The sequence below is a fragment of the Citrobacter farmeri genome (genome assembly GCF_019048065.1).
GTDB classification, from domain to species: Bacteria; Pseudomonadota; Gammaproteobacteria; order Enterobacterales; family Enterobacteriaceae; genus Citrobacter_A; species Citrobacter_A farmeri.
On the sequence record NZ_CP077291.1, the window covers coordinates 1657860 to 1683508 of the forward strand.

The following is a 25649-nucleotide window of genomic DNA, read 5'->3' on the forward strand; positions in this document are numbered from 1 at the left end:
AAAATAACCCTGATTAACTATTTAGCGTGCGGATTACGCGTCGATTCGCCGGAAAAATTACGCATTAGCAGCGCATAATCCAGCGTCAGATCCTGCGGAACAGGGATCCATACGGTATAACCATCTCCCGGGGCCACCGGCATCGGTTCGCCTTTGGCGTTTTCCATCTGCGCTAACGTAAAGTTAACGTTGCCCTGTGGGGTCATCAGTTCCAGGCTGTCACCAACGGAGAATTTGTTTTTCACCGCCACGGCAGCGAGGTCGCCTTTGCGTTCACCGGTAAACTCGCCCACGAACTGCTGACGTTCGGAAACCGAATAACCGTATTCGTAGTTCTGATAATCGTCATGGGTGTGGCGACGCAGGAAACCTTCGGTGTAGCCACGGTGCGCCAGGCCTTCCAGCGTTTCCAGCAGCTGTGGGTCAAACGGCTTGCCAGCCGCAGCGTCGTCAATCGCTTTACGATAAACCTGCGCGGTACGCGCGCAGTAGTAGAAGGATTTGGTTCGGCCTTCGATTTTCAGCGAGTGCACGCCCATCTGCGTCAGGCGCTCAACGTGCGCGATGGCGCGCAGATCTTTCGAGTTCATGATGTAAGTGCCGTGCTCGTCTTCAAACGCGGTCATGTATTCACCCGGACGCTGGGCCTCTTCAATCATAAACACTTTATCGGTTGGCGCGCCGATACCCAGCGTCGGCTCCACATTTTGTACCGGGATCGGCTCGTATTTGTGAACGATATTGCCGACGACATCTTCTTTGCCTTCCTGCACGTTGTATTCCCAACGGCAGGCATTGGTGCAGGTGCCCTGGTTCGGGTCGCGTTTATTGATGTAGCCAGAGAGCAGGCAGCGGCCAGAGTAGGCCATGCACAGCGCGCCGTGAACGAAGATCTCAATCTCCATCTCCGGCACCTGATTGCGGATCTCTTCAATCTCTTCCAGCGACAGCTCGCGAGACAGAATCACGCGGGTCAGTCCCATCGAGTGCCAGAATTTTACCGTGGCCCAGTTAACGGCGTTGGCCTGGACGGAGAGATGAATCGGCATCTCCGGGAAGTTTTCACGCACCAGCATGATGAGCCCCGGGTCAGACATGATCAGAGCATCCGGACCCATTTCCACCACCGGCTTCAAATCGCGAATAAAGGTTTTCAGCTTCGCGTTATGCGGCGCGATATTCACTACCACGTAGAATTTTTTCCCCAGCTCATGGGCTTCATTAATGCCGAGCTGCAGATTCTCGTGATTAAATTCGTTATTGCGCACGCGCAGAGAGTAACGCGGCTGGCCCGCATAGACGGCATCTGCGCCATAGGCGAAAGCGTAACGCATATTTTTCAGCGTTCCCGCCGGGGAAAGGAGTTCCGGTTTAAACATAATGTTCTCGTTCTGATGACAGGTCAGATCCGCTTCACCTGATGAAGCGGCTAGAGGAGAGTCCTCACTTTAAGGGCGGGCATTGTAGCGCTGCGGGGCAGGGAGGTAAAGGAAAACGCCTGGCCCGATAAAGGCTTCATTATCGGGCCACCGGTTGCGCTACAGCGTCAGGCAGTCCGGTAGGCATCCGCTTCCCAGCGATACCCGACGCCATACACCGCGCGGATAAAAGACTGCTCTTCGTCGAGCGCTTCCAGTTTGCGACGCAGGTTTTTGATGTGACTGTCGATGGTGCGATCGGTCACCACACGGTAATCATCGTAGAGATGATTCAGCAACTGTTCGCGGGAAAACACTTTCCCTGGCTCGTGAGACAGGGTTTTGAGCAGGCGAAATTCAGCCGGCGTGAGGTCCAGAATTTTACCGCGCCAGGAGGCCTGAAAGCGGCTTTCATCAACGACTAGTGGGCTTTCGGCGTCCAGTTGCTGCAGTTCACGCTGCGGCCTGCAGCGGCGTAGAATGGTCTTCACGCGAGCGACCACTTCACGCGGGCTATAAGGCTTGCAGATGTAATCATCCGCACCAATTTCCAGCCCCAGCAGACGGTCGATCTCCTCAATTTTGGCGGTGACCATCACAATGGGCACCTCGGAGAAGCGACGGATTTCGCGGCACAGGGTCAGACCGTCGGTACCCGGCAGCATCAGATCCAACAGGATGAGATCCGGCGGCGTCTGACGCACATAGGGCAGCACCCGATCGCCATGGTTAATCAGCGTCGGGGCATAGCTCGCAGCGCGCAGATAGTCGATAAGTAACTGTCCCAGCTTGGGTTCATCTTCCACAATCAGGATGCGTGGTGTGTTTTCATCAATGGGTAACTCAGTCATACGTCTCTCTGTATATCGCGTTCCAGCGGTAACTCTACTGTAATGCTAACCCCGCCAAAAGGCGAATGAGCAGCGTGGATGTGACCATTATGTGCGTCGACGATGTTGACGCAAATCGCCAGTCCCAGCCCGGAACCACCGCTGGCGCGGTTGCGTGAACCTTCGGTGCGGTAAAACCGCTCGAACAGTTTTTGTAACTGGGCGTCACTGACTCCCGGCGCGGAGTCGGCAAAGGTGATCAGGACGCGTTTGTCGCGCTGCTCTGCGCTGATACGCAATCCACCGCCGCTGTCAGTGTAACGAAGGCTGTTTTTCAGCAGGTTGTTGAACAACTGCATCAGGCGATCGCGATCGCCGAACACGGTCACGCTATCGGGCAGGGAATACTGTAACGACAACCCGCGACTGGCGAAACGTTCGCGGAATGCGCCGCCTGCCACTTCCAGTAGCGGGATCAAATCAACAGCGGTTTTTTGATAGGCCAGGGCGCCTTCGTCAGACATTGAAAGCTGGTGCAGATCGTCGACCAGTTTGGTCAGCGTCCCCACTTCCGCCTGTAACGAGGCCACGGACTCCGGCGTGAATTTTCGCACGCCATCCTGAATCGCCTCCAGCTCACCACGCAGTACTGCCAGCGGTGTGCGCAGCTCGTGCGAAATATCGGCCATAAAGTCCCGGCGCATCTGCTGATTCTTTTCCAGCGTACTGGCAAGCTGGTTGAAGTCCTGCGCCAGTTTACCCAGTTCATCGGCACTGGTGGCGGTGACACGGGTGGTGAAATCTCCCGCAGCCAGTTTGTGCGTGCCTTCGACCAGACGTTTGACCGGAGCCAGCAGTCCGCGGGCGAGGGGAAAAGTCGCCAGCGCCGCCAGCAGGGTTGAGAGCGCGACAATCAGCCAACTGGTGCGCCGCTGCTGTTTATCAAAATTGATGTCGGTATTGCGCGTCAGGCGTTCGACAGGCGAGGCGATCACCGCGCCGACCTCAAGGCCGTTTACCAGAATGGGACGCCGCGTGCCGTCTTTGGGAACCGGGCCGCGCGGACCGACCATCACATGTGCATCCTGATCCACCACCCAGAACTGTGTGCGCCAGCCGTGGGGCGGCATGCCGGGACCTGATTTGTCATCGTCTTTATCATGCTCAAATGAACGGAGGATCTGGAACACAAAGCGTTCGTTATTGCGCAGAAAACGCCAGTTGCCGTGCAACTGGTACTGTTCGCCTAACGCGTCACTGAGCATGGTCAGGCGCTGTTCGTTACCATTCTTAATGTAATCAATGAACCCTCGCTCAAAGCTGATGCGCACCGCCCAATGCATACTGATCAACAGTACGATACAGGTGGCGAAAATCGCCAGAAACAGTTTGCCGGTAATACCGGGTCGCCAGAGCTTCATCAGGTTCTCCTTTTACGTCGCGCAATGACGACATTTTTGTGGGTATCATTCGGGACGCGGGCAAAGATCACTGCTGGCAAGGCGATGATAAAAGCCATACACAGCCAGGTGTACATAAAGACGATATGGGATGTTCCGCTATCGACCATTATGTGCTGCTGCCCGAACATTCCGAGAAGCAACCCGGCGACGGTGACGCCGATACTCATCGACAGTTGCATAATCATCGACAACAGGCTGTTCCCGCTGCTGGCTAACTCATCCGGGAGATCTTTTAGGGTCAGGGTGTTCATGGAGGAGAAGCGTGTCGAGTTGACCATGCCCTGAACAAACAGAACCAACGGCAGCAGGTAATACCAGCCAAGCAGGGCGGTGGACATAAACAGCAGGGTCACCACCGATAGCCCAAGCGTGGTGGTCACCAGCACCCGCCGATAGCCAAAACGGTTGACCACCTGCACGACAATGCGTTTCATGCCCATACTGCCGAGCACCATGGGGATCATCATCAGCCCGGCGTGAAACGGGGAGAAGCCAAGGCCGATTTGCAAAAAGACCGGCGTCATGAAGGGCAACATACCGCTGCCGACGCGTCCGGCGAAACTGCCTGACAGCCCCAGCGAGAAGGTCGGCGTACGGAACAGGTGGAGGCTGAACAGTGCCCGTGGATTCCCTCTGGCGTGTTTCAGATAGAGTAAAATGGCCGTCACACCACACACCGCCAGCGCGCCAAGGGTGAATGGCGAAATCCCCATCCCTTTACTACCGTCCAGCGCGATGGTCAGGACCGCCATCCCCGTCGCCAACAGCAGAAAACCCGACAGATCAAAGCGCCGGGTTTGCATGGTGTAATTGGGCATCAGCATTAGCGTGGCGATAGCGCCAATAATACCGACCGGGAGATTGATCAGGAAAATCCAATGCCAGGAGGCATATTCCACGAGGATCCCGCCCAGTGCCGGGCCAAGCAACGGACCAATCTGACCGGGCAGTGTGACAAACGTCATCGCCGCCATGTACTGCTCGCGCGGGACAATCTTCATCACCGTCAGCCTGCCGACCGGCACCATCATGGCACCGCCGACGCCTTGCAACACTCGCGCCATAACCAGCTCATTCAGCGTGCTGGAACCAGCACAAAACAGTGAGCCCAGCGTGAACAGCACGATGGCGGTGAAGAAGATATTCCGCACGCCGATTTTATCCGCCAGCCAACCGCTGGCAGGTAGCATGACCGCCACGGTCAGCACATACGACACCACGACCATGTGCATATGCAGCGGGCTTTCCCCGAGGCTTTTCGCCATCGAGGGAAGCGCGGTGTTGACGATGGTGGTATCCAGCGACTGCATGAAGAAGCCGAAGGCCACAATCCACAGTTGCCAGCGGGTGCTGTTGGGAAGTTCTGTCATGTCTCGGTTATCGGTTTACGGTGTTTACGCGAAAAGCGCAGCCGCAGACGGTCAAAAAAGAGGTACACCACCGGGGTGGTGTAGAGCGTTAACAGCTGGCTCATCACCAGACCGCCGACGATGGTAATCCCCAGCGGTTGGCGCAGTTCAGAGCCGTCGCCCCCCGAAATCACCAGTGGCAGCGCGCCAAACAGCGCCGCCAGCGTGGTCATCATAATCGGACGAAAACGTAACAGGCAGGCCTGGAAAATCGCCTGCTCGGGGGTGAGGTTGCCATGCCTCTGCGCTTCCAGCGCAAAATCGACCATCATGATGGCGTTTTTCTTCACGATGCCAATTAATAGCATGATCCCTATCAGGGCAATCAGGCTGAACGGGGCATCGAAAATCTCCAGCGCCAGCAGCGCGCCCACCCCTGCAGAGGGAAGGGTGGAAAGGATGGTCAGTGGATGAACGTAACTTTCGTACAGCATGCCGAGCACAATATAAACCGTGGCGATCGCGGCAATAATCAGGATCACCTGGGAATTCATCGTTTCCTGGAAGACCTGCGCGGTACCGGCAAAGCTTCCGCGCACGGTAGACGGCACGCCAAGCTGAGTCATTGCCCGTTGAATGGCGTCACTGGCTTCAGACAGTGAGGATCCCGTCGGCAGGTTAAAGGAGACGGTGGACGCTGCCGACAGGCCCTGATGATTCACCGACAGCGGCGCGTTTGCCGGTTGCCATTTGGCAAACCAGGAGAGCGGAATCGCTTTGCCGTCGCTGTTAATCACATACATTTTCTCCAGCGCGCTGATGTCCTTGGTGTAGCGCGGATCGACTTCCATCACCACTTTATACTGGTTCATCGGCTGATAGATGGTGGAGATCTGCCGCTGACCAAAGGCGTTGTTCAACAGGCTGTTAGCCGCTTGTACGTCAATGCCCAGTCGCGACATGGTTTCACGGTCGTAGATGAGATTCATCTCCGCGCCGTTGTCCTGTTGATCGGAATTGACGTCCGCCAGCTGGGGGAGTGCCGCTAAGGCTTTGCGGATCTTCGGTTCCCATTCGCGCAGCGCAGCCAGATCGTCTGACAGCAGCGTATATTGATAGCTGGCGTTGGACTGACGACCACCGACGCGAATATCCTGTACCGCCATCAGGAACAGATTGGCGCCAGGCTCTTTTGCCAGTTTCACCCGCAGGCGGTCGATCACCTGTTGTGCGGTTTCCCGCCGTTCGTCGCGGGGCTTAAGGGTGATGAACATCATCCCGCTGTTAACCCGTGAACCGCCGGTAAATCCGGTGACATTATCCACTGCCGGGTCGTCGCGGATGATCTTCATAAAGTCCTGAAGCTTACCGCGCATCGCCTGGAAAGAGATACTCTGATCGGCCTGAATTCCGCCCATCAGTACGCCGGTATCCTGCTCCGGGAAGAAGGTTTTCGGGATCGAAATATAGAGCCAGATATTCAGCGCAATAGTGCCGAGCAGCACCACGCCGACCAGTCGCGTATGGTTGAGCACCCATTTCAGCGACTTACCGTAACCCTGTTGTAGTGCGACCAGCATGCGGCCAAATCCGCGCAGCCGCTTCTGCTCCCGCGGCTGGCTGGATTTCAGCATCCAGCCGCACATCATCGGGGTAAGCGTGAGCGACACCAGCAATGAAATGCCGATTGCCACCGACAGCGTGACGGCGAATTCTCGCAGTAATCGCCCCGGCAATCCCCCCATCAGCAGTAGCGGCAGGAACACGGCAACCAGCGACAGGCTCATGGACAGCACGGTAAAGCCGACTTCGCGCGTACCCTGAAGTGCTGCCTGCAAGGGTTTCATTCCGGCTTCCAGATGGCGCGAGATATTTTCCAGCACCACGATGGCGTCATCGACCACAAAACCGGTGGCGATGGTCAGCGCCATCAGCGACAGGTTATTGAGGCTGAACCCACACAGATACATCGCGGCAAAGGTGCCAATCAACGAAACCGGAACCGCCACGGCAGGGATCAGCGTGGCGCGTGTGGAGCGCAGGAATAAAAAGACCACCAGAATGACCAGCGCCACAGAAATGATCAGCGTCTGTTCAACTTCTTCCAGTGACGCGCGAATGGTTGGCGAGCGGTCCTGGGCGATTTGCATATCAATCGAGGCCGGGATGGTGGACTGTAATTCCGGGAGTCTGACCCGGATGCTGTCGACCGTCTGGATAATATTGGCTTCCGGCAGTTTACGGATCATCAGCAAAATCGCCGGTTTGGCGTTGGTCATCCCGGCGTTACGCACATCCTGCACTGAGTCCGTCACCGTGGCGACATCGCCCAGTCGCACGGCACCACCATTGTTATAGTGAATAATCAGAGGCTGATATTCCGCCGCCGTTTTGAGTTCGTCATTGGTCTGGATCTGCCAGCGATGCGTGGTATCTTCCAGCGCTCCCTGCGGTTTGCGCACGTTAGCGTTACTGATGGCGGTGCGCACGTCATCCAGCGAGACGCCCTGGTTAAACAGCGCCTGAGGATTCAACCCAACGCGTACCGCGGGCAGCGAGCTGCCGCCCACGTCGACATCGCCGACACCGTCAATTTGCGCAATGGTTTGCGCCAGTTGGGTCGAGGCGAAGTCGTACAGCTCTCCCTGCGAGTAAGTCTCCGAGGTCAGCGTCAGAATCATGATCGGCGCGTCGGACGGGTTGGCCTTGCGATAGGTGGGACGGCTCGGCATTCCGCTTGGCAGCAAACTTTGCGCCGCGTTAATCGCCGCTTGTACATCCCGCGCCGCGCCGTTGATATCGCGATCGAAGTTAAACTGCAGAATGATGCGCGTGCTGCCCAGCGAACTGCTTGAGGTCATCTCACTGACCCCGGCAATGCGCCCCAGCGAACGTTCCAGCGGCGTCGCGACGGATGACGCCATCGTTTCCGGCGAGGCACCCGGCAGCGACGCGCTGACCATGATCACCGGAAAATCAACCTGCGGCAGCGGGGCGACAGGCAACAGTCTAAAGCCCAACACGCCGCACAGGGTGATGGCGAGAGAGATTAAAATCGTCGCTACCGGGCGGTAAATGAAGAGGGCGAAAAACTTCATTTACACCTCCTCTTCGCGGCGAGAGAAGCGGTTTTTCATATACAGCGACAGGCGGTCAAACAGTAGATAAATAACCGGGGTGGTGAAAAGCGTCAGAACCTGGCTGACCAGTAAGCCTCCCACCATGCCGATCCCCAGCGGACGGCGCAGCTCTGCGCCCACGCCAGTACTCAACATCAGCGGCAGTGCGCCCAGCAGCGCCGCCAGTGTGGTCATCAGGATTGGCCGAAAACGCAGCAGACAGGCCTGGAAAATCGCCTCGCGCGGTGCCATCCCCTGTTCGCGCTCAGCGGCAAGGGCAAAGTCGATCATCATGATGGCGTTCTTTTTCACGATGCCGATCAGCAAAATAATGCCGATGATGGCGATCACGCCCAGTTCGCTACCGGCAATCATCAGCGCCAGCAGCGCTCCGACCCCAGCCGTGGGCAGTGTTGAGAGAATGGTGATCGGATGAATAAAGCTTTCATATAGCACGCCGAGCACGATATACATCGCCACTACCGCCGCAACAATCAGCCAGATGGTGCTGCTTAGCGCCGCCTGGAAGGCGAGAGTGCTGCCCTGGAACTGGGTAGTGATATCAACCGGTAGATTAAGCGTTTTTTCGGCATCCAGAATCGACTGGACCGCATCGCCCAACGAATAACCGTCCGGGACGTTAAACGATATGGTAGTGACCGGGAACTGATCCAGATGATTGATCGAGAGCGGTGCAAAACGCTGCTCCACTTTAGCGATGGCGCTGAGCGGTACCATACCGCCATCGCTGCTGGTCAGACGGATCGTATCCAGCGCCGCCAGCCCAGGCGTGTTTTCGGTATTGTGTTCCAGTACCACGCGATACTGATTCGCCTGAGTATAGATCGTGGAAATCAGGCGCTGGCCGAAGGCGTTATACAGCGCATTATCAACATCCGCCATGCTGATCCCCAACCGACTGGCGCTGTCGCGATCCACATTTACATACGCCACCAGCCCCTGGTCCTGCCAGTCGCTGCTGACGTCAGAAAGCTGCGGCAACGCCTGCAATTTTTCCATCAACTGCGGCACCCAGGTGCTGAGGGCATCCAGCGAGGTGGCCTGTAGCGTGAACTGATACTGCGTCCGACTCACCTGGGTATCAATCGTCAGATCCTGCGTCGGTTGCAGGTACAGGTTGACGCCCGGTACGCTTGCCACCGCGTCCTGCAAACGGGCGATCACTTTCTGAACGCGGTCGTCACGCTTGTCGAGCGGCTTCAGGTTGATTTGCAGACGCGCACTGTTCAGCGACGGGTTGGTGCCATCGACACCAACAAAGGACGTCAGACTCTCAACTGCCGGATCTTTCAAAATCACGTCAGACACCTGGCGCTGGCGCTGGGCCATGTTGGTAAAGGAACTGGACTGCGGTGCCTGTAGCGTGCCCTGAATGATGCCGTTATCCTGGACAGGGAAGAAGCCCTTTGGAATAAACACCCACAGCATGATGCTTAACAGTAGGGTGCCCAGCGCCACGCTCAGCGTCAGCCACGGATGGTTCAGCACTTTAGCCAACCAGTGTCCGTAGCCGGCAATCACGCGGTCAAACATTTTCTCCGAGGCGCGGGAGAAGCGGTTTTGCTTACGTAACGACTCCTGGCTCAGCATCCTGGCGCACATCATCGGCGTCAGGGTTAACGACACCACGGCGGAGATTAAAATCGCCACCGCCAGCGTCACGGCAAATTCGCGGAACAGGCGTCCCACAATATCGCCCATAAACAGCAGTGGGATCAGAACCGCAATCAGCGAGAAGGTTAACGAGATAATGGTAAAGCCGATTTCGCCAGCCCCTTTCAGCGCGGCTGCCAGCGGCTTTTCCCCTTTTTCGATGTAACGTGAAATGTTTTCGATCACCACAATCGCATCATCCACCACAAAGCCAGTGGCGATGGTCAGCGCCATTAGCGTCAGGTTGTTGATGGAGAAATCGAGAAACACCATCACCGCAAAGGTCCCGATCAGCGACAGCGGGACGGCGACACCAGGAATAATGGTGGCGGGAATATTGCGCAGGAACAAATAGATGATCATCACGACCAGCGCGATGGCCAGCATTAACTCGAACTGGGTGTCGCTCACCGAGGCGCGGATATTGGTGGTGCGGTCTGACAGTACCGTTACGTTCACCGACTTCGGCAGGCTCTCTTTGAGCTGTGGCAGCATCTGATGAATACTGTCCGCCGTTGAGATGATATTAGCGCCTGGCTGGCGCTGGACGTTCATCACTATGGCTTGTTCTTTGTTTGCCCAGGCACCGAGCCAGCTGTTTTCCGCCCCTTGTTCAACGGTAGCGACATCGCCCAGACGAACGGGCGCGCCATTCTGGTAAGCAATGATGAGCTGGCGATATTCGTCAGCAGACTGCATCTGATCGTTGGCTGAGAGCGTAACCGCGCGGGTGGGGCCATCAATGCTACCTTTGGCGGAGTTGACGTTCGCCCCGGTAATCGCCGTACGAACGGTTTCACTGGTCAGACCCAGCGCGGCAATGGCCTGCGCATTGAGCTTCACGCGGACCGCCGGGCGTTGACCGCCCGAGAGCGTCACTAACCCGACGCCGGAGACCTGAGAGATCTTCTGCGCCACACGGGTTTCAACCATGTCTTCCACCTGCGTCATTGGCATGGCGGTAGAGGTCACCGCCAGCGTCATGATCGGCGGATCGGCAGGGTTGACCTTACTGTAAACCGGTGGGTTTGGCAGATCGCTCGGCAGCAGGTTGGTGGCCGCGTTAATGGCCGCCTGAACTTCCTGTTCGGCAACATCCAGCGGCAGAGTCAACTGGAACTGGAGCGTCACCACCGACGCACCGCCGGAACTTTGCGATGACATCTGTTTCAGACCAGACATCTGGCCAAACTGCCGTTCCAGCGGCGCGGTGACCGCAGAGGTCATCACATCCGGGCTGGCACCAGGATACAGCGTCACCACCTGAATAGTGGGGTAGTCCACCTCCGGTAGCGCGGAGACGGGCAGGAAACGATAACCGATGATCCCGGCAAGGAGGATCGCCACCATCAGCAGCGTGGTGGCGACAGGACGCATAATAAACAGGCGCGACGGACCGCCTGTGCTGCTCGGAGGTAACACCTGCATCAGGAGCGTGCTCCTTTTTTACCGTAGTCGCGGCTGGTGGCTTTTGTCCCGGCTGGCGTGTCAGTTTGCGCTTCCACTACTTCCACTTTTGCCCCTTCCGTCAGGCGGTCAATCCCATCGGTAACGACGCGGTCTCCTGCTGAAATCCCGGCGCTGATTACCACCCTCTGGCTGTCCTGAATGCCCGTCTTAACCAGATGTTTGCTGACTTTATTCTCATCGCTCAGCACCCAGACGAAGTGACCCTCATTACCCATTTGCAGGGCGGCAGTCGGGATCACCACGGCGTTTTGTTCGGTGTCGACCAGCATCCGGGCATTCACAAACTGGTTCGGGAAGAGCGCGTCGTTCTGATTATCAAAGCGAGCCTTCACTTTAATCGTTCCGGTGGTGGCATCGATCTGGTTGTCCAGACTTAGCAGAGCACCCGCGCTGAGCTTTTTCGAGTTGGTCCGATCCCAGGCTTCAACAACCAGCGGCTGTCCACTTTTTTGTGCCTGCACCACGGTGGCGATATCGCTTTCCGGCAGGGTGAAAACCAGATCGATGGGGTGTGTCTGGGTGATCACCACAATACCGGTGGTATCGCCGCTGGAAATCTGATTGCCGACATCGACCTGTTTCAGGCCGACGCGACCATCGATCGGTGCGGTGATGCGGCTCCAGTCGAGTTGCAGTTGCGCGCTGGCCACGCTGGCCTCATCGGCCTTAATTGTGCCTTCGGATTCGCTCACCAGTGCCTGCTGGGCATCCAGCTCCTGACGGGACACTAAATTGCTTTTAACCAGTTGTTGGTAACGGGCCAGATCGCGCCGCGCGTTGGCAAGGGTGGCTTTATCTTTCGCCAGGACTCCCTGCGCCTGCGCCAGGGCCACTTTAAACTGGCTGGGATCGATCTCCGCCAGCAGGTCACCGGCTTTAACCTGTTGTCCTTCCTGGAAATGAAGCGCCAGCAGTTGTCCATCCACGCGGCTACGTACGGTGACGGTGTTGGCTGCGGTAATCGTACCCAGTCCGGTGAGATAGCGTGGAACAGCTTGCTCCGTGGCAGTCGCAGCCTGAACCGGCGCGAGTGGACCCGAGCGCATGCCGCGACGACCTGCGCCAGCGGTCGGCTTCGCTTGCCCGGTAGCGCCGGGCGCGGTGCTCTGCGGTTCGCTCCGGTTCTGCCAGAACCAGAATGCGGCAATGGCGGCGATGACCACCACGATGGCTATCACCCAGCGGGATTTGTTACTGCCTTTCATCGTTATAAGTTTCTCATCCTGAAACGTTTCGCGGAATGATACTAGTTTAGTCAGCCATCAAGGGAGAAAAATGGAGGAATTATGAAACCCGGTACGGATTCATCCGAATGGCGGCGCGCTTTGCGAGGCGTTACGCAACAATCATCGTCGAATAAAACGCATGAGAAATTGTGCGCTACAGTGGCGGCACGGCAAAAAGGAGGTAAGCCACGGATTTCAGCAGGACGCTGAAACGGGAAAGCCCCTCCCGAGGAAGGGGCCAGAATAAGGAAAGGGTTATGATGAGGCCAGTCATCATACTGGTGATACTCTTAGTCATTAGCTTACCGGCTTACTAAGACACCAGGGGGAGGGGTAACCCTCCCTTGCCCTCACTCCTGACGTTAAGCCACACAAACAGGAATGTCAATCCATCCGCGTTCAGCTTGCGAGGCGTTTAGCGGAATACCACCTCAGCCCAGCGGGCAAGCCCCGCGGTGACGGAGCCGAAGTCATCGCCACCGGCAATGGGAATGCCAGGCAGTTTGGCGGTCAGCGCTTTTTTGATCAGCGGCGAGCGAGCGCTGCCGCCGGTCAGATAGATGACCTCCGGTTTTTCCTGGGCGTTGTCCAGTGCCAACTGCACCTGCTCCAGTATCCGGGAAAGCGGCTGATCCAGCGCGCTCTCCAGCCCCTGTTGGCTAATAACCGTCGCCAGATCGTCGCGGATAAACGGAAGCATGGCGTTAACTTCTGGCTGTGCTGACAGCGCAATTTTACCTTCTTCAGCGCTGCGTACCAGGCGATAACCGAGGCGCTGACGCCACACTTTCAGCAGCAATGCCACCTGCTCTGGCTCGCGGGCATCGCGTACCAGATCGTTCAGCAGACGACCCGTGGCGCTGCTGTAGAAATCACTTTGCGCCGGAACATCGTTGATCGCCACCGCGTTCCACCATGGCAGTACCGGCAGCGCGATTCCTTTCTCGGTTTCGCCCCCCATACCGAGCAGCGGCATCAGGTGTTTAAATGCCAGGGCGATATCCAGATCGTTCCCGCCAACACGACAGCCGCTGTGCCCGAGCAGGCTGGATTCGCGGTCGGCGCGATGATGCCATTGTGGCCCCATCAACAGTAACGAACAGTCGGTGGTACCACCGCCGATGTCCACGACCAGAACGCGTTTTTCCTCCTGCAATGTCGCTTCGTAATCCAGCCCCGCCGCAACAGGCTCGTACTGGAAAACGACATCCTGGAAGCCCGCTCGTTTTGCCGCCCGCTCCAGAATACCCTGTGCCTGGCTGTTCGCTTCATCACCGCCGAGTCCCTGGAAGTTAATGGGGCGTCCAATGACGGCCTGGGTGATAGCGTCGGGGAGCTGGTTTTGTGCCTGTTGACGGATGTGCAGCATCATTGCGCAGACTAAATCTTCAAACAGCGCGACCTGCTGTGGCTTCAACCCGCTGGCACCGAGGAACGATTTCGGCGATTTAACGAAGTACACCTCTTCCGGGTCTTCAATGTAGTGCCCAAGCGATGACAGGCCAAACTGTACGCTGTTGGCGTGTACGTCAATGTCCTCATCGCGATTGAAGCGAATAGCCCGACGCAGCAGCGCCTGCGTTTCATCGTCTGGTGTCGGAACATCATGATGGCGGTAGAGCCATTCGCTCACCGATTCACGCGTCGGCGCGCAAAGCATGGAAGGCAGCAGCGTGCTACCGTTTTCCATTTTCAGCAGTTGCGGCTTGCCGTCGCGCATGACGGCGACAGAACAGTTAGCGGTACCGTAATCAAATCCAATAAACACCTTAATAATCCCCATGCCAGTGAAGAAGGGGCGTGACTTTAGCGAAATGTTGTCGTCGCGACAACTGGAATATGAAAGCAAAGCACAACGTCTGAATAGCGTTTATGCTGAAGGTTTGCAGAAAAAGGAGAAGATGATGTTTACCCTGAGCTGGCAACCGCCATATGACTGGCCATGGATTTTAGGTTTTCTTGCCGCGCGTGCGGTCAGCGGCGTGGAAACCGTAGAGGCGTTACGTTACACGCGGAGTCTGGCAATCGGTCAACATGCGGGAATCATCATCGTCGCTCCCGACACCATAACTAACACGCTTCAGGTGACGCTGAGCGAAGGGCTGTTGCCAGTTGCGGATATCTGTCTTGAAAAGATAGAGCGACTGTTCGATCTGCGCTGTAAACCGCAGCAGATCGGCCATGTTTTAGGTGAACTCGGCGCGGCGCGTCCGGGGCTGCGCCTGCCGGGGTCGGTGGACGCCTTTGAGCAGGGTGTTCGCGCGATTCTGGGCCAACTGGTGAGTGTGGCAATGGCGGCAAAGCTGACGTCGAAAGTCGCACGATTGTATGGCGACGTGTTAGCGGACGCACCGGAGTACGTCTGCTTTCCGACCCCTGAACAGTTAGCCGCAGCCGATCCGCAGGCGCTGAAAACGTTGGGTATGCCGCTGATGCGCGCCAACGCGCTCATCCATCTGGCGCAGGCCGCGCGGGATGGGACCCTGATAACCCAGCCACCGGAAGATATCGAACAGGGGATTAAAACACTGCAGGGATTTCCGGGGATCGGTCGCTGGACGGCAAACTACTTTGCGCTGCGCGGCTGGCAGGCGAAGGATGTGTTCTTGCCTGATGACTATCTGATCAAACAGCGTTTTCCGGGGATGACCCCAGCGCAGATCCGTCGTTATGCGGAGCGCTGGAAACCCTGGCGCTCCTACGCGTTATTACATATCTGGTATACCGAGGGATGGCAGCCGTCAGTTGATTGCGAAATAACTGGTATTGAGTAACAGATCCAGCGGCTGCGCCTCGGCGATGATGTCGCCATAAATCTGATCGATGCCAATACCCGATAGCGTATCCATGACGATTGGCGTTTGCACCGGCCCGGCAATGGTTTTAATGCCCAAACGCTGGGCGTGCCCCTGAATAATCGACACCAGCATTTCATCCATCATGTTGCCGTGAATGCTGGCGCTCAGTTCACTGTCGAGCAGCAGGTAATCCGCCATGTTTTTGGTCATCAGATTGAAAATTTGCAGATCGCGGCCAATCTGGCTCACGATGATGTGACAACCTGCCTGACGTAATTTCTGGAGTGCCGCGGTGCTCTCCTGCGGATGCAGCAATAGCGCTTGCGCAGGCACAATCAGATGCAACAGGCGTCCCGGCAGGGGGCTCTGTTCCAGTTGGTTCAGGATTTCATCGATTAGCGTTGCGCTGGCCAACCCGGCAGCGGAAAGGGGCAGGGCGACGCTGAGTCCTTTACTGGCAACCGCCGGGGCCGCATGATGGAAAAACTCATGGAGTACACGACGATCCAGCGCATGGTTGAGCGCCGGATCGGCTAAGCTGTCACGGAAGGCCTGCTCTTCCATGACTTCGCCTTCGCTGGTCCACAGGCGCAGCGAGATCAGCCAGAAACTACGTGCTTCGGGAATGCGTGGAGACGCTACGCCGCGGGCGACCATCAGCAAATGGTTATCTTTAATCATCCGCCACTGTTCATCCAGCGACATCATCGCGCGCTCGTGATGCGCCAACTCCTGCTGCGGTTCATACACAGTAACCTGACCACGTCCGCCATTTTTAGAGGCATAGCAGGCAATATCCGCCTGCGACATCACCTCAACGACCTGACAGTTGTTTTCGTCGATAAGCGTGATCCCGGCGCTGGCGCCAATGCGGTGCAGGCGGCCCTCCCACATAAAGTGGTAATCGTTGACCGCGTTAATGATCCGCGTGGCGATAAAACGAGCGCTTTCAATATTACATTCCGGCAGCAGCAGACCGAACTCATCGCCACCCAGGCGCGCCAGCACGTCGCTGGAGCGCAGCATGCCAAGCATCAGTTGCGCCAGTTCACGCAGCAGCGCATCGCCCGCCGCGTGACCGGCACTGTCATTCACCGCTTTAAAACGATCAAGATCGATGAAGACCAGCGCGTGACGCTGATGCGAACTGCTTACGGTTTGCAGCAGCAGCTTCAGTTTGTTTTCAAAACTTGCCCGGTTGGTCAGGTGGGTGAGGGCGTCGTGGGTGGCGCTGTAGCTCAGTTGGCGCAGCATCTTGCGCGATTCGGTGACATCCTGAATCACCAGCACCGAACCAATATTGCCGCCGTCCAGGGTGCTGAGTGGCGTAATGCTGTAGTGAATATCGTAACTGCCGCCGTTGCGACAATGGAGAACCACATCCTGTTCAATGGCGGAACGGGACATATCGGCGCTGTAGATGTTTTCCATCAACGGGCCATTATCGCCAAAGGTGATCCGCAGTACTGTCAACAGCGGTACGCCAATGGCATTCTCCTGCTGCCAGCCGCTCATCTTCTCGGCGACCGGGTTCATAAAGGTAACCTTCATATCGACATCGATACACACCACCGCTTCCCCGATGGAGTCCAGCGTGATGTGCAGTCGCTCTTTTTCCTGAAACAGCGCTTCATTCAGCTGCTTCACTTCAGTCATGTCCATATTGATGCCGAGTAGTCGTTCGACTTCGCCATCTTTATTTAACACCCGATTCGCCAGCGAGCGGATATGGCGGACGCCATCTTTCACCGCAATCCGGAATTCCATCTTAAACGGCAGGCGTGCGGCTAATGAGTCGCGAACCACCTTTTCCGCATACTCGCGGTCTTCCGGGATAACGCAGTCGTACCAGACCGACCAGGAGGGCTTAACATGGGCAGGAACTTCATACAGTTCGAACATACGCTTATCCCAACTGATCACGTCGGGTTGCAGTTCCCACTCCCAGATACCAATGCCGCCAGCTTCATTTGCCAGCGTGATGCGTTCCATCAGCCGTTTGTTGACCCATTCGGTATGTTTGAGATCGTTGATGTCTTCGATTTGTGCAATGAAGTAAAGCGGCGTGCCATCAGGATGGCGGACCAGCGAGACGGCCAGCAGCGCCCAGACGACCTCGCCTTCGCGGGTGTAATAGCGTTTCTCCATTGAATAGCTATTAATGTCGCCGCTCACCAGTAGGGTGAGTTGTTCCAGATCGTTATTCAGATCTTCCGGCCAGGTGAGTTGTTGAAAGGTCAATGCGCGTAACTCATCCTGGCTATAACCAAGAAACTGGCATAACGCTTTGTTGGCCTGCAGCCATTGCCCTTCCGTACCAACCAGCGCCATGCCGATCGCCGAATATTCCATTGCGTTGCGAAAACGCTCTTCGCTTTCCGTAATGTGCTTACGCTCTGCGCGAAAAGCGTACATCACCATCGTCATGATATTCGCCGGCAACAGAATCATTAAGAACGGTAGCCACGGCAGGTTGTTCATGACATGCACTTTGGGAGTCACCAACAGCGACGGGTCGGATGCCATCATCAGCGACACCATCATGACGGTGGCGAGGAAGATAAGAAAGGCTTCCATCCGGGGCAGCCGCACAGCGCTCCACATCAGTAACACGATCACTAATGTGAAAGGCCACGGAACATACTTCATGGCGAACCAGCTCAACACTAAGGTCACCGTCAGCGTCAGCAGCGTTTCCAGGAGCAGGCGCGGATCGCGGTGGCGCAACAGGTAGTGCGGTTTGAACAATAAGCCCAACGGCACCAGCGCCAGGGCACCAATGGATTCCGACAGTACCCAAATCAGAAACGCTTTCAGCGGCGTCTCTTGTGGTGACAATATCCAGACCAGAATACCGCCCAACAGCGGCGGGATAACCGCACTGCCGAAGGCGAGACGCATCCAGTCATTAAGATTCTGTAGTGGGTTGTACCAGGGTAACAGCTTACGTAACAGCATTGCACCAGCGGCGGCTTCAATGATGTTGATCGCGGTGTAGGTAAAATTCAGCGCGCCGGGTGGAAACAGAACCAGCGATGCGCCAACACTCCCCAGTGAGCAGGCGAGTGCAATCCCAGGCCACATTCGCCCGGCATGACGGTAAAAGGCCACCATCATGATCGATGTCGGGAACCAGAGCGGAGCGAGCTGGGTACCAAACTGGGATAATTCCAGCGAGAAAAGGGTAAAAATAAAAGCCGTCAGTCCTAAACTGACGAAGCGCAGCAGAGGATGCGGCAAGGTAACTAAAACATGTTGGGATGGTTTACTCATTACCCTGTTTCCGAGTGGCCGGAACGTCGCGGAACGCCCGGACGCATCGTAGGAATCTCTGTTTATGCTAGTACAAACAATTTACAATTTATATCCCGGTTGCTCATAATTTGACATTATAAGGCGATTAATTACTGCGAAATCGGGTTAATTCGGCGGGTTGCTCCAAATATGAACAAATAAATTTGCGTCAGGGAATCATTGGGCGCCAAATACACTCCCTGCTATCTCGACTGGTATCGTCCGACTGAAATCCCTATAATTGCCGCGTTTGACGCCCGTGCGGCGTCGTCCTTCCTAACCAGGTTATTCAGGTCGCTAAATTTATGACTGATCAGTCTCATCAGTGCGTCATTATCGGTATTGCTGGCGCATCGGCTTCCGGCAAGAGTCTTATTGCCAGTACTCTTTATCGCGAATTGCGTGAACAAGTCGGTGACGAACATATCGGCGTTATTCCCGAAGACAGCTATTACAAAGATCAAAGCCATCTGTCGATGGAAGAACGTGTCAAAACCAACTACGACCATCCGAATGCGATGGATCACAGTCTGCTGTTTCAGCACCTGCAGGCCCTCAAGCGGGGTTCGGCGATTGAGTTGCCGGTTTACAGCTACGTCGAACACACCCGCATGAAAGAGACCGTTCGCGTTGAACCAAAGAAAGTCATCATTCTTGAAGGGATTTTGCTACTGACCGACGCGCGTCTGCGCGAGGAGATGAACTTCTCCATTTTTGTCGATACTCCGCTGGATATCTGCCTTATGCGCCGTATCAAACGTGATGTTAATGAACGCGGCCGATCGATGGATTCCGTGATGGCGCAGTATCAGAAGACGGTGCGTCCGATGTTCCTGCAATTTATTGAACCGTCTAAACAGTACGCTGATATTATCGTGCCGCGTGGTGGGAAAAATCGCATTGCCATCGATATTCTGAAAGCGAAAATCAGTCAGTTCTTTGAATAAGCTTTGCGAATTGTGTACCGTTCAGTGATAACCTGGTTTGCCCTTAATGCACAATGTGTTAAGCGCCCGATGCACGAAAGGAGAAAGTGCCATGCGTCTGTGTGACCGAGATATTGAAGCCTGGCTTGATGAAGGCCGTTTGTCGATCAACCCGCGTCCGCCCGTTGAGCGCATTAATGGTGCGACGGTGGATGTGCGCCTGGGCAATAAATTTCGTACATTTAGTGGACATACTGCTGCCTTTATCGATCTCAGCGGGCCGAAAGCAGAAGTTAGTGCTGCGCTGGATCGCGTGATGAGCGACGAGATCGTACTGGCTGACGGTGATGCATTTTACCTGCATCCGGGCGAACTTGCCCTGGCAGTGACCTATGAGTCGGTGACCTTGCCGGCGGACCTGGTGGGGTGGCTGGACGGACGCTCTTCACTGGCGCGCCTCGGTCTGATGGTTCACGTGACCGCGCACCGTATCGATCCGGGCTGGTCTGGCTGTATCGTGCTGGAATTCTATAATTCCGGTAAATTACCGCTGGCTCTGCGCCCGGGAATGCTAATCGGCGCGTTGAGCTTCGAACCGCTTTCTGGACCTGCGCTTCGACCTTACAACCGTCGTGAAGATGCGAAGTATCGCGATCAGCAGGGTGCTGTCGCCAGCCGGATTGATAAAGACTGAGTCTAATCCATTGAGGATAGCATGAGACGATTTCTGACGACGCTGATGATTTTGCTGGTCGTGCTGGTGGCCGGCTTTTCTGCGTTAGTATTGCTAGTCAATCCGAATGATTTTCGTGCCTATATGGTGCAGCAGGTGGCCGCGAGGAGCGGTTATCAACTGCAGCTGGACGGTCCGCTGCGCTGGCACGTCTGGCCGCAGCTCAGCATCCTTTCCGGGCGCATGGTGTTAACGGCGCAAGGGGCCAGTGAGCCGTTGATTCGCGCGGATAACATGCGCCTTGATGTTGCACTGTGGCCGCTGCTGAGCCACCAGCTTAGCGTCAAACAGGTGATGCTCAAAGGCGCGGTGATTCAACTGATGCCGCAAACGGAAGCGGTACGCCGTGAAAACGCCCCGGTAGCCCCGAAAGACAACACCCTGCCGGATATCGCCGAAGATCGCGGCTGGTCGTTTGATGTTGCCAGTCTGCGCGTGACGGACAGCGTGCTGGTCTTCCAGCATGAAAATGATGAACAGGTAACCGTTCGCGATATTCGTCTGGAGATGGAGCAGGACGCGCAGCATCGCGGTTCCTTTGAATTTTCCGGACGTGTGAATCGCGACCAGCGCGATCTTACCCTTTCCTTCAATGGCACCGTTGACGCCTCCGACTATCCCCATAATTTAACCGCCGGCATTCAGCAGTTAAGCTGGCAATTGCAGGGTGCCGATCTGCCGAAACAGGGTATCCAGGGGCAGGGACAACTGCAGGCGCAGTGGCAGGAAGAGAAAAAAACGCTCACCTTCAGCCAGCTCAACCTGACGGCGAACGACAGCTCGCTGACCGGAAACGTGCAGGTGACGCTGAGTGAACAACCGGCGTGGCTCGTTGATCTGCAATTTGCCAGGTTGAATCTGGATAATCTGTTAGCGCCGCCCGAAAACGCCAGTAGTAGTAGCAACGCTGCGGCAGAGCCAGGGGGAAGTCAGCCGCCGCTGGCGCGTCCGGTGATTTCAAGTCGTGTGGATGAACCTGCTTATCAGGGGCTGAAAGGCTTTAGTGCGGATATCGCGCTGAAGGCGAATACCGTTATCTGGCGAGGGATGAATTTTACCGACGTCAGCAGCCGTATGACGAATCAGTCCGATGTGCTGACGATCGCCGAACTGCAAGGTAAGCTTGACGGCGGAACAATATCGCTGCCAGGGACGCTGGATACGCGTGCGCAACCCACCCGTGTAGTGTTCCAGCCGCGTCTTGACGAGGTTGAAATCGGCACGTTCCTCAAGGCATTCAACTATCCGATTGCTCTGACCGGTAAGATGTCCCTGGCGGGTGATTTCTCCGGTGCGGATATCGATGCGCAGTCGTTCCGCCATAGCTGGCAGGGGAAAGCCCATGTTGACATGCGCGATACGCGGATGGACGGCATGAACTTCCAGCAGTTGATTCAGCAGGCCGTAGAACGCAGCGGCGGTGACGTCCAGTCGATGCAAAACTTCGATAACGCGACTCGTCTGGCGCGCTTTGTGACAGATCTGACGCTGGATAGCGGTAAGCTGATGCTGGATAACATGGAAGGGGAGTCCACGATGCTGAGTCTGACGGGGCAGGGGACGCTTGACCTGGTCGGACAAACCTGTGACACGCAGTTTAACGTGCGGGTGCTGGACGGCTGGAAGGGCGAGGGCAAGCTGATCGATTTCCTGAAGGCGACTCCGGTTCCGCTGCGGGTCTACGGCAACTGGCAGGCGCTGAATTACAATCTGCAGGTTGATCAACTACTGCGTAAGCATATGCAGGATGAAGTGAAGCGTCGTCTGAACGACTGGGCGGATCGTAATAAAGACTCCCGTGACGGAAAAGATGTGAAGAAACTGCTGGATAAACTCTGATTCGGCAGGGCGTGTGTGCCGGATGGCGACGCTCAGCGTCTTATCCGGCCTACAAACTGATTCGGCAGGAAATGCCGGACAGGGCTGACGCTCATCCGGCCTCGCTTAACGTTAAACCTCGTAATCCATCTCATCCTCGTTGCGCAACGGAATTAACTGCACTTTCTGTACGCGATGGCTTTCTACCTGTAACGTTTTGAGCAGGTAATCACCCACCTGAACTTCTTCCCCCGGCTTCGGCACGCGCTGCAATTCCTCCATCAGCAGACCGGCAATGGTGTGATACTCCCGTTTGTCATCGAGTGGTAGCGGGACATACTGCACCAGGTCTTCCAGCGGCATATGGCCGTTTGCCGTCCATGACCCATCCGGGTTTTTCTGGATATCATGGCGGGCATCGATCTCCTGTGCCTCGTTCGGCAGATTCCCGGCGATGGTTTCCGTGACGTCACTCAGCGTCACGATCCCTTCCACCGAACCAAATTCATCGACAACAAAAGCGAAGTGCGTCCGCGCATTGCGGAACTGTTCCAGCGCCGGAAGCAGCGGCAGTGTCTCCGGGAACACCAGTGGTTGGCGAATCAGCACCCGCAGGTTAAGCGGTTCACCGCGCAGCGACTGCTGCAGCAGGTCAATGACGTGTACCACGCCGAGCAGATCTTCTTCATCGTGACCGCCGGTCACCACCAGACGCGTGTGCTGGTTTTTTTCCAGTAGTGCGCGAATCTCTTCTTCCGGGGCGGTGAGGTCGATATGTTCGATGTCGTGGCGCGAGGTCATAATACTGCTGACGGTGCGCTGATTGAGGTTGAGTACGCGCTCAATCATCCGACGTTCCTGCGGGTTGAAAATTTGGCTGTCGTCATGGTCAACCAGCAGCGAAGCGGTTTCCGCATCCAGTTCGGCTTCTTCTTTTTGCCCGCTCAACAGGCGCATTACCGCCTCGGTTGTACGCTGGCGCAGGGTGTGATTGGCCGACAGGAAACGACGACGGTTAAAGATAGCCAACTGGTTCAGCGCTTCGATCATCACCGAGAAGCCAATTGCGGCGTACAGATACCCTTTCGGGATGTGGAAGCCAAAGCCTTCCGCCACCAGACTGAAGCCGATCATCAGCAGGAAGCTGAGACAGAGGATGACGATGGTCGGATGGCTGTTCACAAAGCGCGTGAGCGACTTACTCGCCAGCAGCATCAGGCTGATGGCAATAATCACCGCCGCCATCATGACCGCAAGGTGATCCACCATACCGACGGCGGTAATCACGGAGTCGAGCGAGAAGATGGCGTCCAGCACCACAATTTGCGCCACCACACCCCAGAATTTCGCCCCTTTGCGCTGAGTGGGATTGTCGCTGTCCTTCCCCTCGAGTCGTTCGTTCAACTCCATCGTGGCTTTAAACAGCAAGAAGAACCCACCAAACAGCATGATCAAATCCCGGGCGCTGAAGCTCAACCCCTGCACGCTAAACAGCGGTTTTGTCAGCGTGACCAACCACGAGATCGATGCCAGCAGTAGCAGGCGCATCAGCATTGCCAGGATAAGGCCGGTGACGCGCGCGCGGTCGCGCTGCGCAGGTGGCAGTTTTTCTGCGAGGATGGCTATAAAGACTAAATTATCAATGCCGAGGACTAATTCGATCACGACCAACGTGACCAGCCCCGCCCAGATTGACGGATCGGCGATCCATTCCATAGTAAACGTAAAACCTTTCGTTATATGACAATTGTCACAATTCGATCATGGATAAAGCGGACGGAAAATGCAATGGCGAGAAGGGATTTCTCGCGTTTTCACCGTTCTGGCTGCATTGAAAATAACCATAAAGTTTATGCCGGGAATAATTAAATAAGGCAAAAGTTATTTAGGAAATATCGCAGGGTGAATTGAGTAAATAGATTATGTCAACATCAAGTAATTCCTAAAAACAGGTCAATATATCGCTTAATATTAATCTTAAAAACAGAGAATAGCAGGCTTGTTACCTTGCCTGCAATTACGTTAGCTGTAACAATTCTTCCAGCGTTAATGATGGAAGAGTAAATATATAAAGTGGGCTCCCGTTTCATTAATGGCTGACATTCAGAATGCCTTAAGTATTTCTCTGCTACGGCAAAGAATGAAATGACAAGGCTTACAAAAACATAACCTAATCAGTGTATTGGTAGCTAAAAAGCCAGGGGCGGTAGCGTGCCTGAACGCCTGATGACGAGTCTGCATTATTCTGTCAATAGCTTACGGATGAATCCAATTTTTTTAGGACTGATGCCAGTTAAATTTCTTTTCAATTAACTGCAATGTAAATGTGTACGGCGAAGTCGCTATTTAAATTGCACAGGATAATTACTCTGCCAAAGTGATAAATAATCAATGATGAAATCCAAAATGAAATTGATGCCATTATTGGTGTCGGTAACCTTGATAAGCGGTTGCACAGTACTTCCGGGCAGCAATATGTCTACGATGGGTAAAGACGTGATTAAACAGCAAGACGCTGATTTTGATCTCGACCGGATGGTGAATGTGTATCCACTCACGCCACGACTGGTTGAGCAATTACGTCCTCGTCCGAATGTCGCTCAACCGAACAGGTCGCTGGACCAGGAGCTCGCCAGCTATCAGTACCGCGTCGGCGCGGGGGATGTGTTGAGCGTGACCGTCTGGGATCACCCGGAGCTCACTACGCCTGCCGGGCAATATCGTAGCTCCAGCGATACCGGCAACTGGGTTCAGCCCGATGGCACCATGTTTTATCCCTACATCGGTAAGGTCAGTGTGGTCGGAAAAACGTTGGCAGAAATCCGCAGTGATATTACCGGGCGCTTAGCGAAGTACATTGCTGACCCGCAGGTGGACGTTAATATCGCCGCTTTCCGTTCGCAAAAAGCCTACATCTCCGGACAGGTGAATAAATCCGGACAGCAGGCGATCACTAACGTGCCGCTGACCGTACTGGACGCCATTAACGCCGCCGGTGGCCTGACGGAAGTGGCCGACTGGCGCAACGTGGTGTTGACGCACGAGGGCAAAGAACAGCGTATCTCGCTGCAGGCGCTGATGCAGAACGGCGATCTTAGCCAGAATCGTCTGCTCTATCCGGGTGACATCCTCTATGTGCCACGCAATGACGACCTGAAAGTGTTCGTGATGGGGGAAGTGAAAAAACAGAGCACCCTCAAGATGGACTTCAGCGGTATGACGCTGACCGAAGCTCTCGGCAACGCCGAAGGTATCGACCTGACCACCTCCAACGCCAGCGGCATCTTCGTGATCCGTCCGCTGAAAGGCAAAGGCCCGGGCGGCAAGATTGCCAACATCTATCAGCTCGATATGTCTGATGCGACCTCTCTGGTCATGGCGACGGAATTCCGCCTACAACCCTATGACGTGGTGTATGTCACCACCGCACCGGTTGCGCGCTGGAACCGTCTGATCAATCAGTTGCTGCCGACCATCAGCGGTGTCCGTTACATGACGGATACGGCCAGCGACCTTCATAACTGGTAATCG

General features: G+C 55.7%; 16 protein-coding genes. 6 read left to right on the forward strand and 10 right to left on the reverse strand.

Features of this window, described 5'->3' with window-relative positions:
• Nucleotides 1-17: 17 nt before the first annotated feature.
• The 7 genes from trhP to I6L53_RS07780 form a co-directional block, all read right to left on the reverse strand.
• A complete protein-coding gene (gene trhP, locus I6L53_RS07750) occupies nucleotides 18-1379 on the reverse strand; it encodes a prephenate-dependent tRNA uridine(34) hydroxylase TrhP (RefSeq protein ID WP_042318041.1) in 1362 nt (453 codons plus the stop codon).
• 167 nt (nucleotides 1380-1546) lie between these two features.
• Nucleotides 1547-2269: an envelope stress response regulator BaeR gene (baeR, locus tag I6L53_RS07755; RefSeq protein WP_042318044.1), complete on the reverse strand. Its 723-nt coding sequence runs from the start codon at nucleotides 2267-2269 to the stop codon at nucleotides 1547-1549.
• On the reverse strand, nucleotides 2266-3669 hold the full coding sequence (baeS, locus tag I6L53_RS07760) for an envelope stress sensor histidine kinase BaeS (protein ID WP_042318046.1): 1404 nt from the start codon (nucleotides 3667-3669) through the stop codon (nucleotides 2266-2268). Before baeS ends, baeR begins: the two co-directional genes overlap by 4 nt.
• Nucleotides 3669-5081 carry an MFS transporter gene (mdtD, locus tag I6L53_RS07765; RefSeq protein WP_042318048.1) on the reverse strand — a complete coding sequence of 471 codons (1413 nt, stop codon included), beginning with the start codon at nucleotides 5079-5081 and terminating at the stop codon, nucleotides 3669-3671. Before mdtD ends, baeS begins: the two co-directional genes overlap by 1 nt.
• The gene (gene mdtC / locus I6L53_RS07770) at nucleotides 5078-8158 is read right to left on the reverse strand and encodes a multidrug efflux RND transporter permease subunit MdtC (protein WP_042318049.1); all 3081 of its coding nucleotides are present in this window, start codon (nucleotides 8156-8158) and stop codon (nucleotides 5078-5080) included. Before mdtC ends, mdtD begins: the two co-directional genes overlap by 4 nt.
• Nucleotides 8159-11281 carry a multidrug efflux RND transporter permease subunit MdtB gene (mdtB, locus tag I6L53_RS07775; protein ID WP_042318051.1) on the reverse strand — a complete coding sequence of 1041 codons (3123 nt, stop codon included), beginning with the start codon at nucleotides 11279-11281 and terminating at the stop codon, nucleotides 8159-8161.
• Nucleotides 11281-12528: an MdtA/MuxA family multidrug efflux RND transporter periplasmic adaptor subunit gene (locus I6L53_RS07780; RefSeq protein WP_042318052.1), complete on the reverse strand. Its 1248-nt coding sequence runs from the start codon at nucleotides 12526-12528 to the stop codon at nucleotides 11281-11283. The genes mdtB and I6L53_RS07780 overlap by 1 nt, the downstream gene beginning before the upstream one ends.
• 281 nt (nucleotides 12529-12809) lie before the next feature.
• On the opposite strand from I6L53_RS07780, the gene I6L53_RS23785 reads away from it, so the two are divergent.
• The gene (locus I6L53_RS23785; protein ID WP_420914402.1) at nucleotides 12810-12866 is read left to right on the forward strand and encodes a type I toxin-antitoxin system Ibs family toxin; all 57 of its coding nucleotides are present in this window, start codon (nucleotides 12810-12812) and stop codon (nucleotides 12864-12866) included.
• 98 nt (nucleotides 12867-12964) lie between these two features.
• Here I6L53_RS23785 and yegD read toward each other — a convergent pair whose 3' ends face one another.
• A complete protein-coding gene (gene yegD / locus I6L53_RS07790) occupies nucleotides 12965-14317 on the reverse strand; it encodes a molecular chaperone (protein ID WP_042318053.1) in 1353 nt (450 codons plus the stop codon).
• Between the two features lie 136 nt (nucleotides 14318-14453).
• Between yegD and alkA the strand changes: the two genes are divergently transcribed.
• Nucleotides 14454-15323: a DNA-3-methyladenine glycosylase 2 gene (gene alkA, locus I6L53_RS07795; protein WP_042318075.1), complete on the forward strand. Its 870-nt coding sequence runs from the start codon at nucleotides 14454-14456 to the stop codon at nucleotides 15321-15323.
• Here alkA and I6L53_RS07800 read toward each other — a convergent pair.
• On the reverse strand, nucleotides 15291-18620 hold the full coding sequence (locus I6L53_RS07800) for a diguanylate cyclase (RefSeq protein WP_042318054.1): 3330 nt from the start codon (nucleotides 18618-18620) through the stop codon (nucleotides 15291-15293). The genes alkA and I6L53_RS07800 overlap by 33 nt on opposite strands.
• Nucleotides 18621-18946: 326 nt before the next feature.
• Here I6L53_RS07800 and udk point away from each other — a divergent pair, with 326 nt between their 5' ends.
• The 3 genes from udk (at nucleotide 18947) to asmA (ending at nucleotide 22139) form a co-directional block, all read left to right on the forward strand.
• Entirely contained in the window at nucleotides 18947-19588 is a 642-nt protein-coding gene (udk, locus tag I6L53_RS07805) for a uridine kinase (RefSeq protein WP_042318055.1), read from the forward strand.
• 91 nt (nucleotides 19589-19679) lie between these two features.
• Nucleotides 19680-20261: a dCTP deaminase gene (dcd, locus tag I6L53_RS07810; protein ID WP_042318057.1), complete on the forward strand. Its 582-nt coding sequence runs from the start codon at nucleotides 19680-19682 to the stop codon at nucleotides 20259-20261.
• Nucleotides 20262-20282: 21 nt separating this feature from the next.
• Entirely contained in the window at nucleotides 20283-22139 is a 1857-nt protein-coding gene (asmA, locus tag I6L53_RS07815; RefSeq protein WP_042318058.1) for an outer membrane assembly protein AsmA, read from the forward strand.
• A 111-nt stretch (nucleotides 22140-22250) separates the two neighbouring features.
• On the opposite strand, the gene I6L53_RS07820 is transcribed toward asmA, so the two are convergent.
• Nucleotides 22251-23834 carry a TerC family protein gene (locus tag I6L53_RS07820; protein WP_042318061.1) on the reverse strand — a complete coding sequence of 528 codons (1584 nt, stop codon included), beginning with the start codon at nucleotides 23832-23834 and terminating at the stop codon, nucleotides 22251-22253.
• A gap of 675 nt (nucleotides 23835-24509) precedes the next feature.
• Here I6L53_RS07820 and I6L53_RS07825 point away from each other — a divergent pair.
• Nucleotides 24510-25646: a polysaccharide export protein gene (locus I6L53_RS07825; protein ID WP_042318062.1), complete on the forward strand. Its 1137-nt coding sequence runs from the start codon at nucleotides 24510-24512 to the stop codon at nucleotides 25644-25646.
• The last annotated feature ends 3 nt before the right edge of the window (nucleotides 25647-25649 follow it).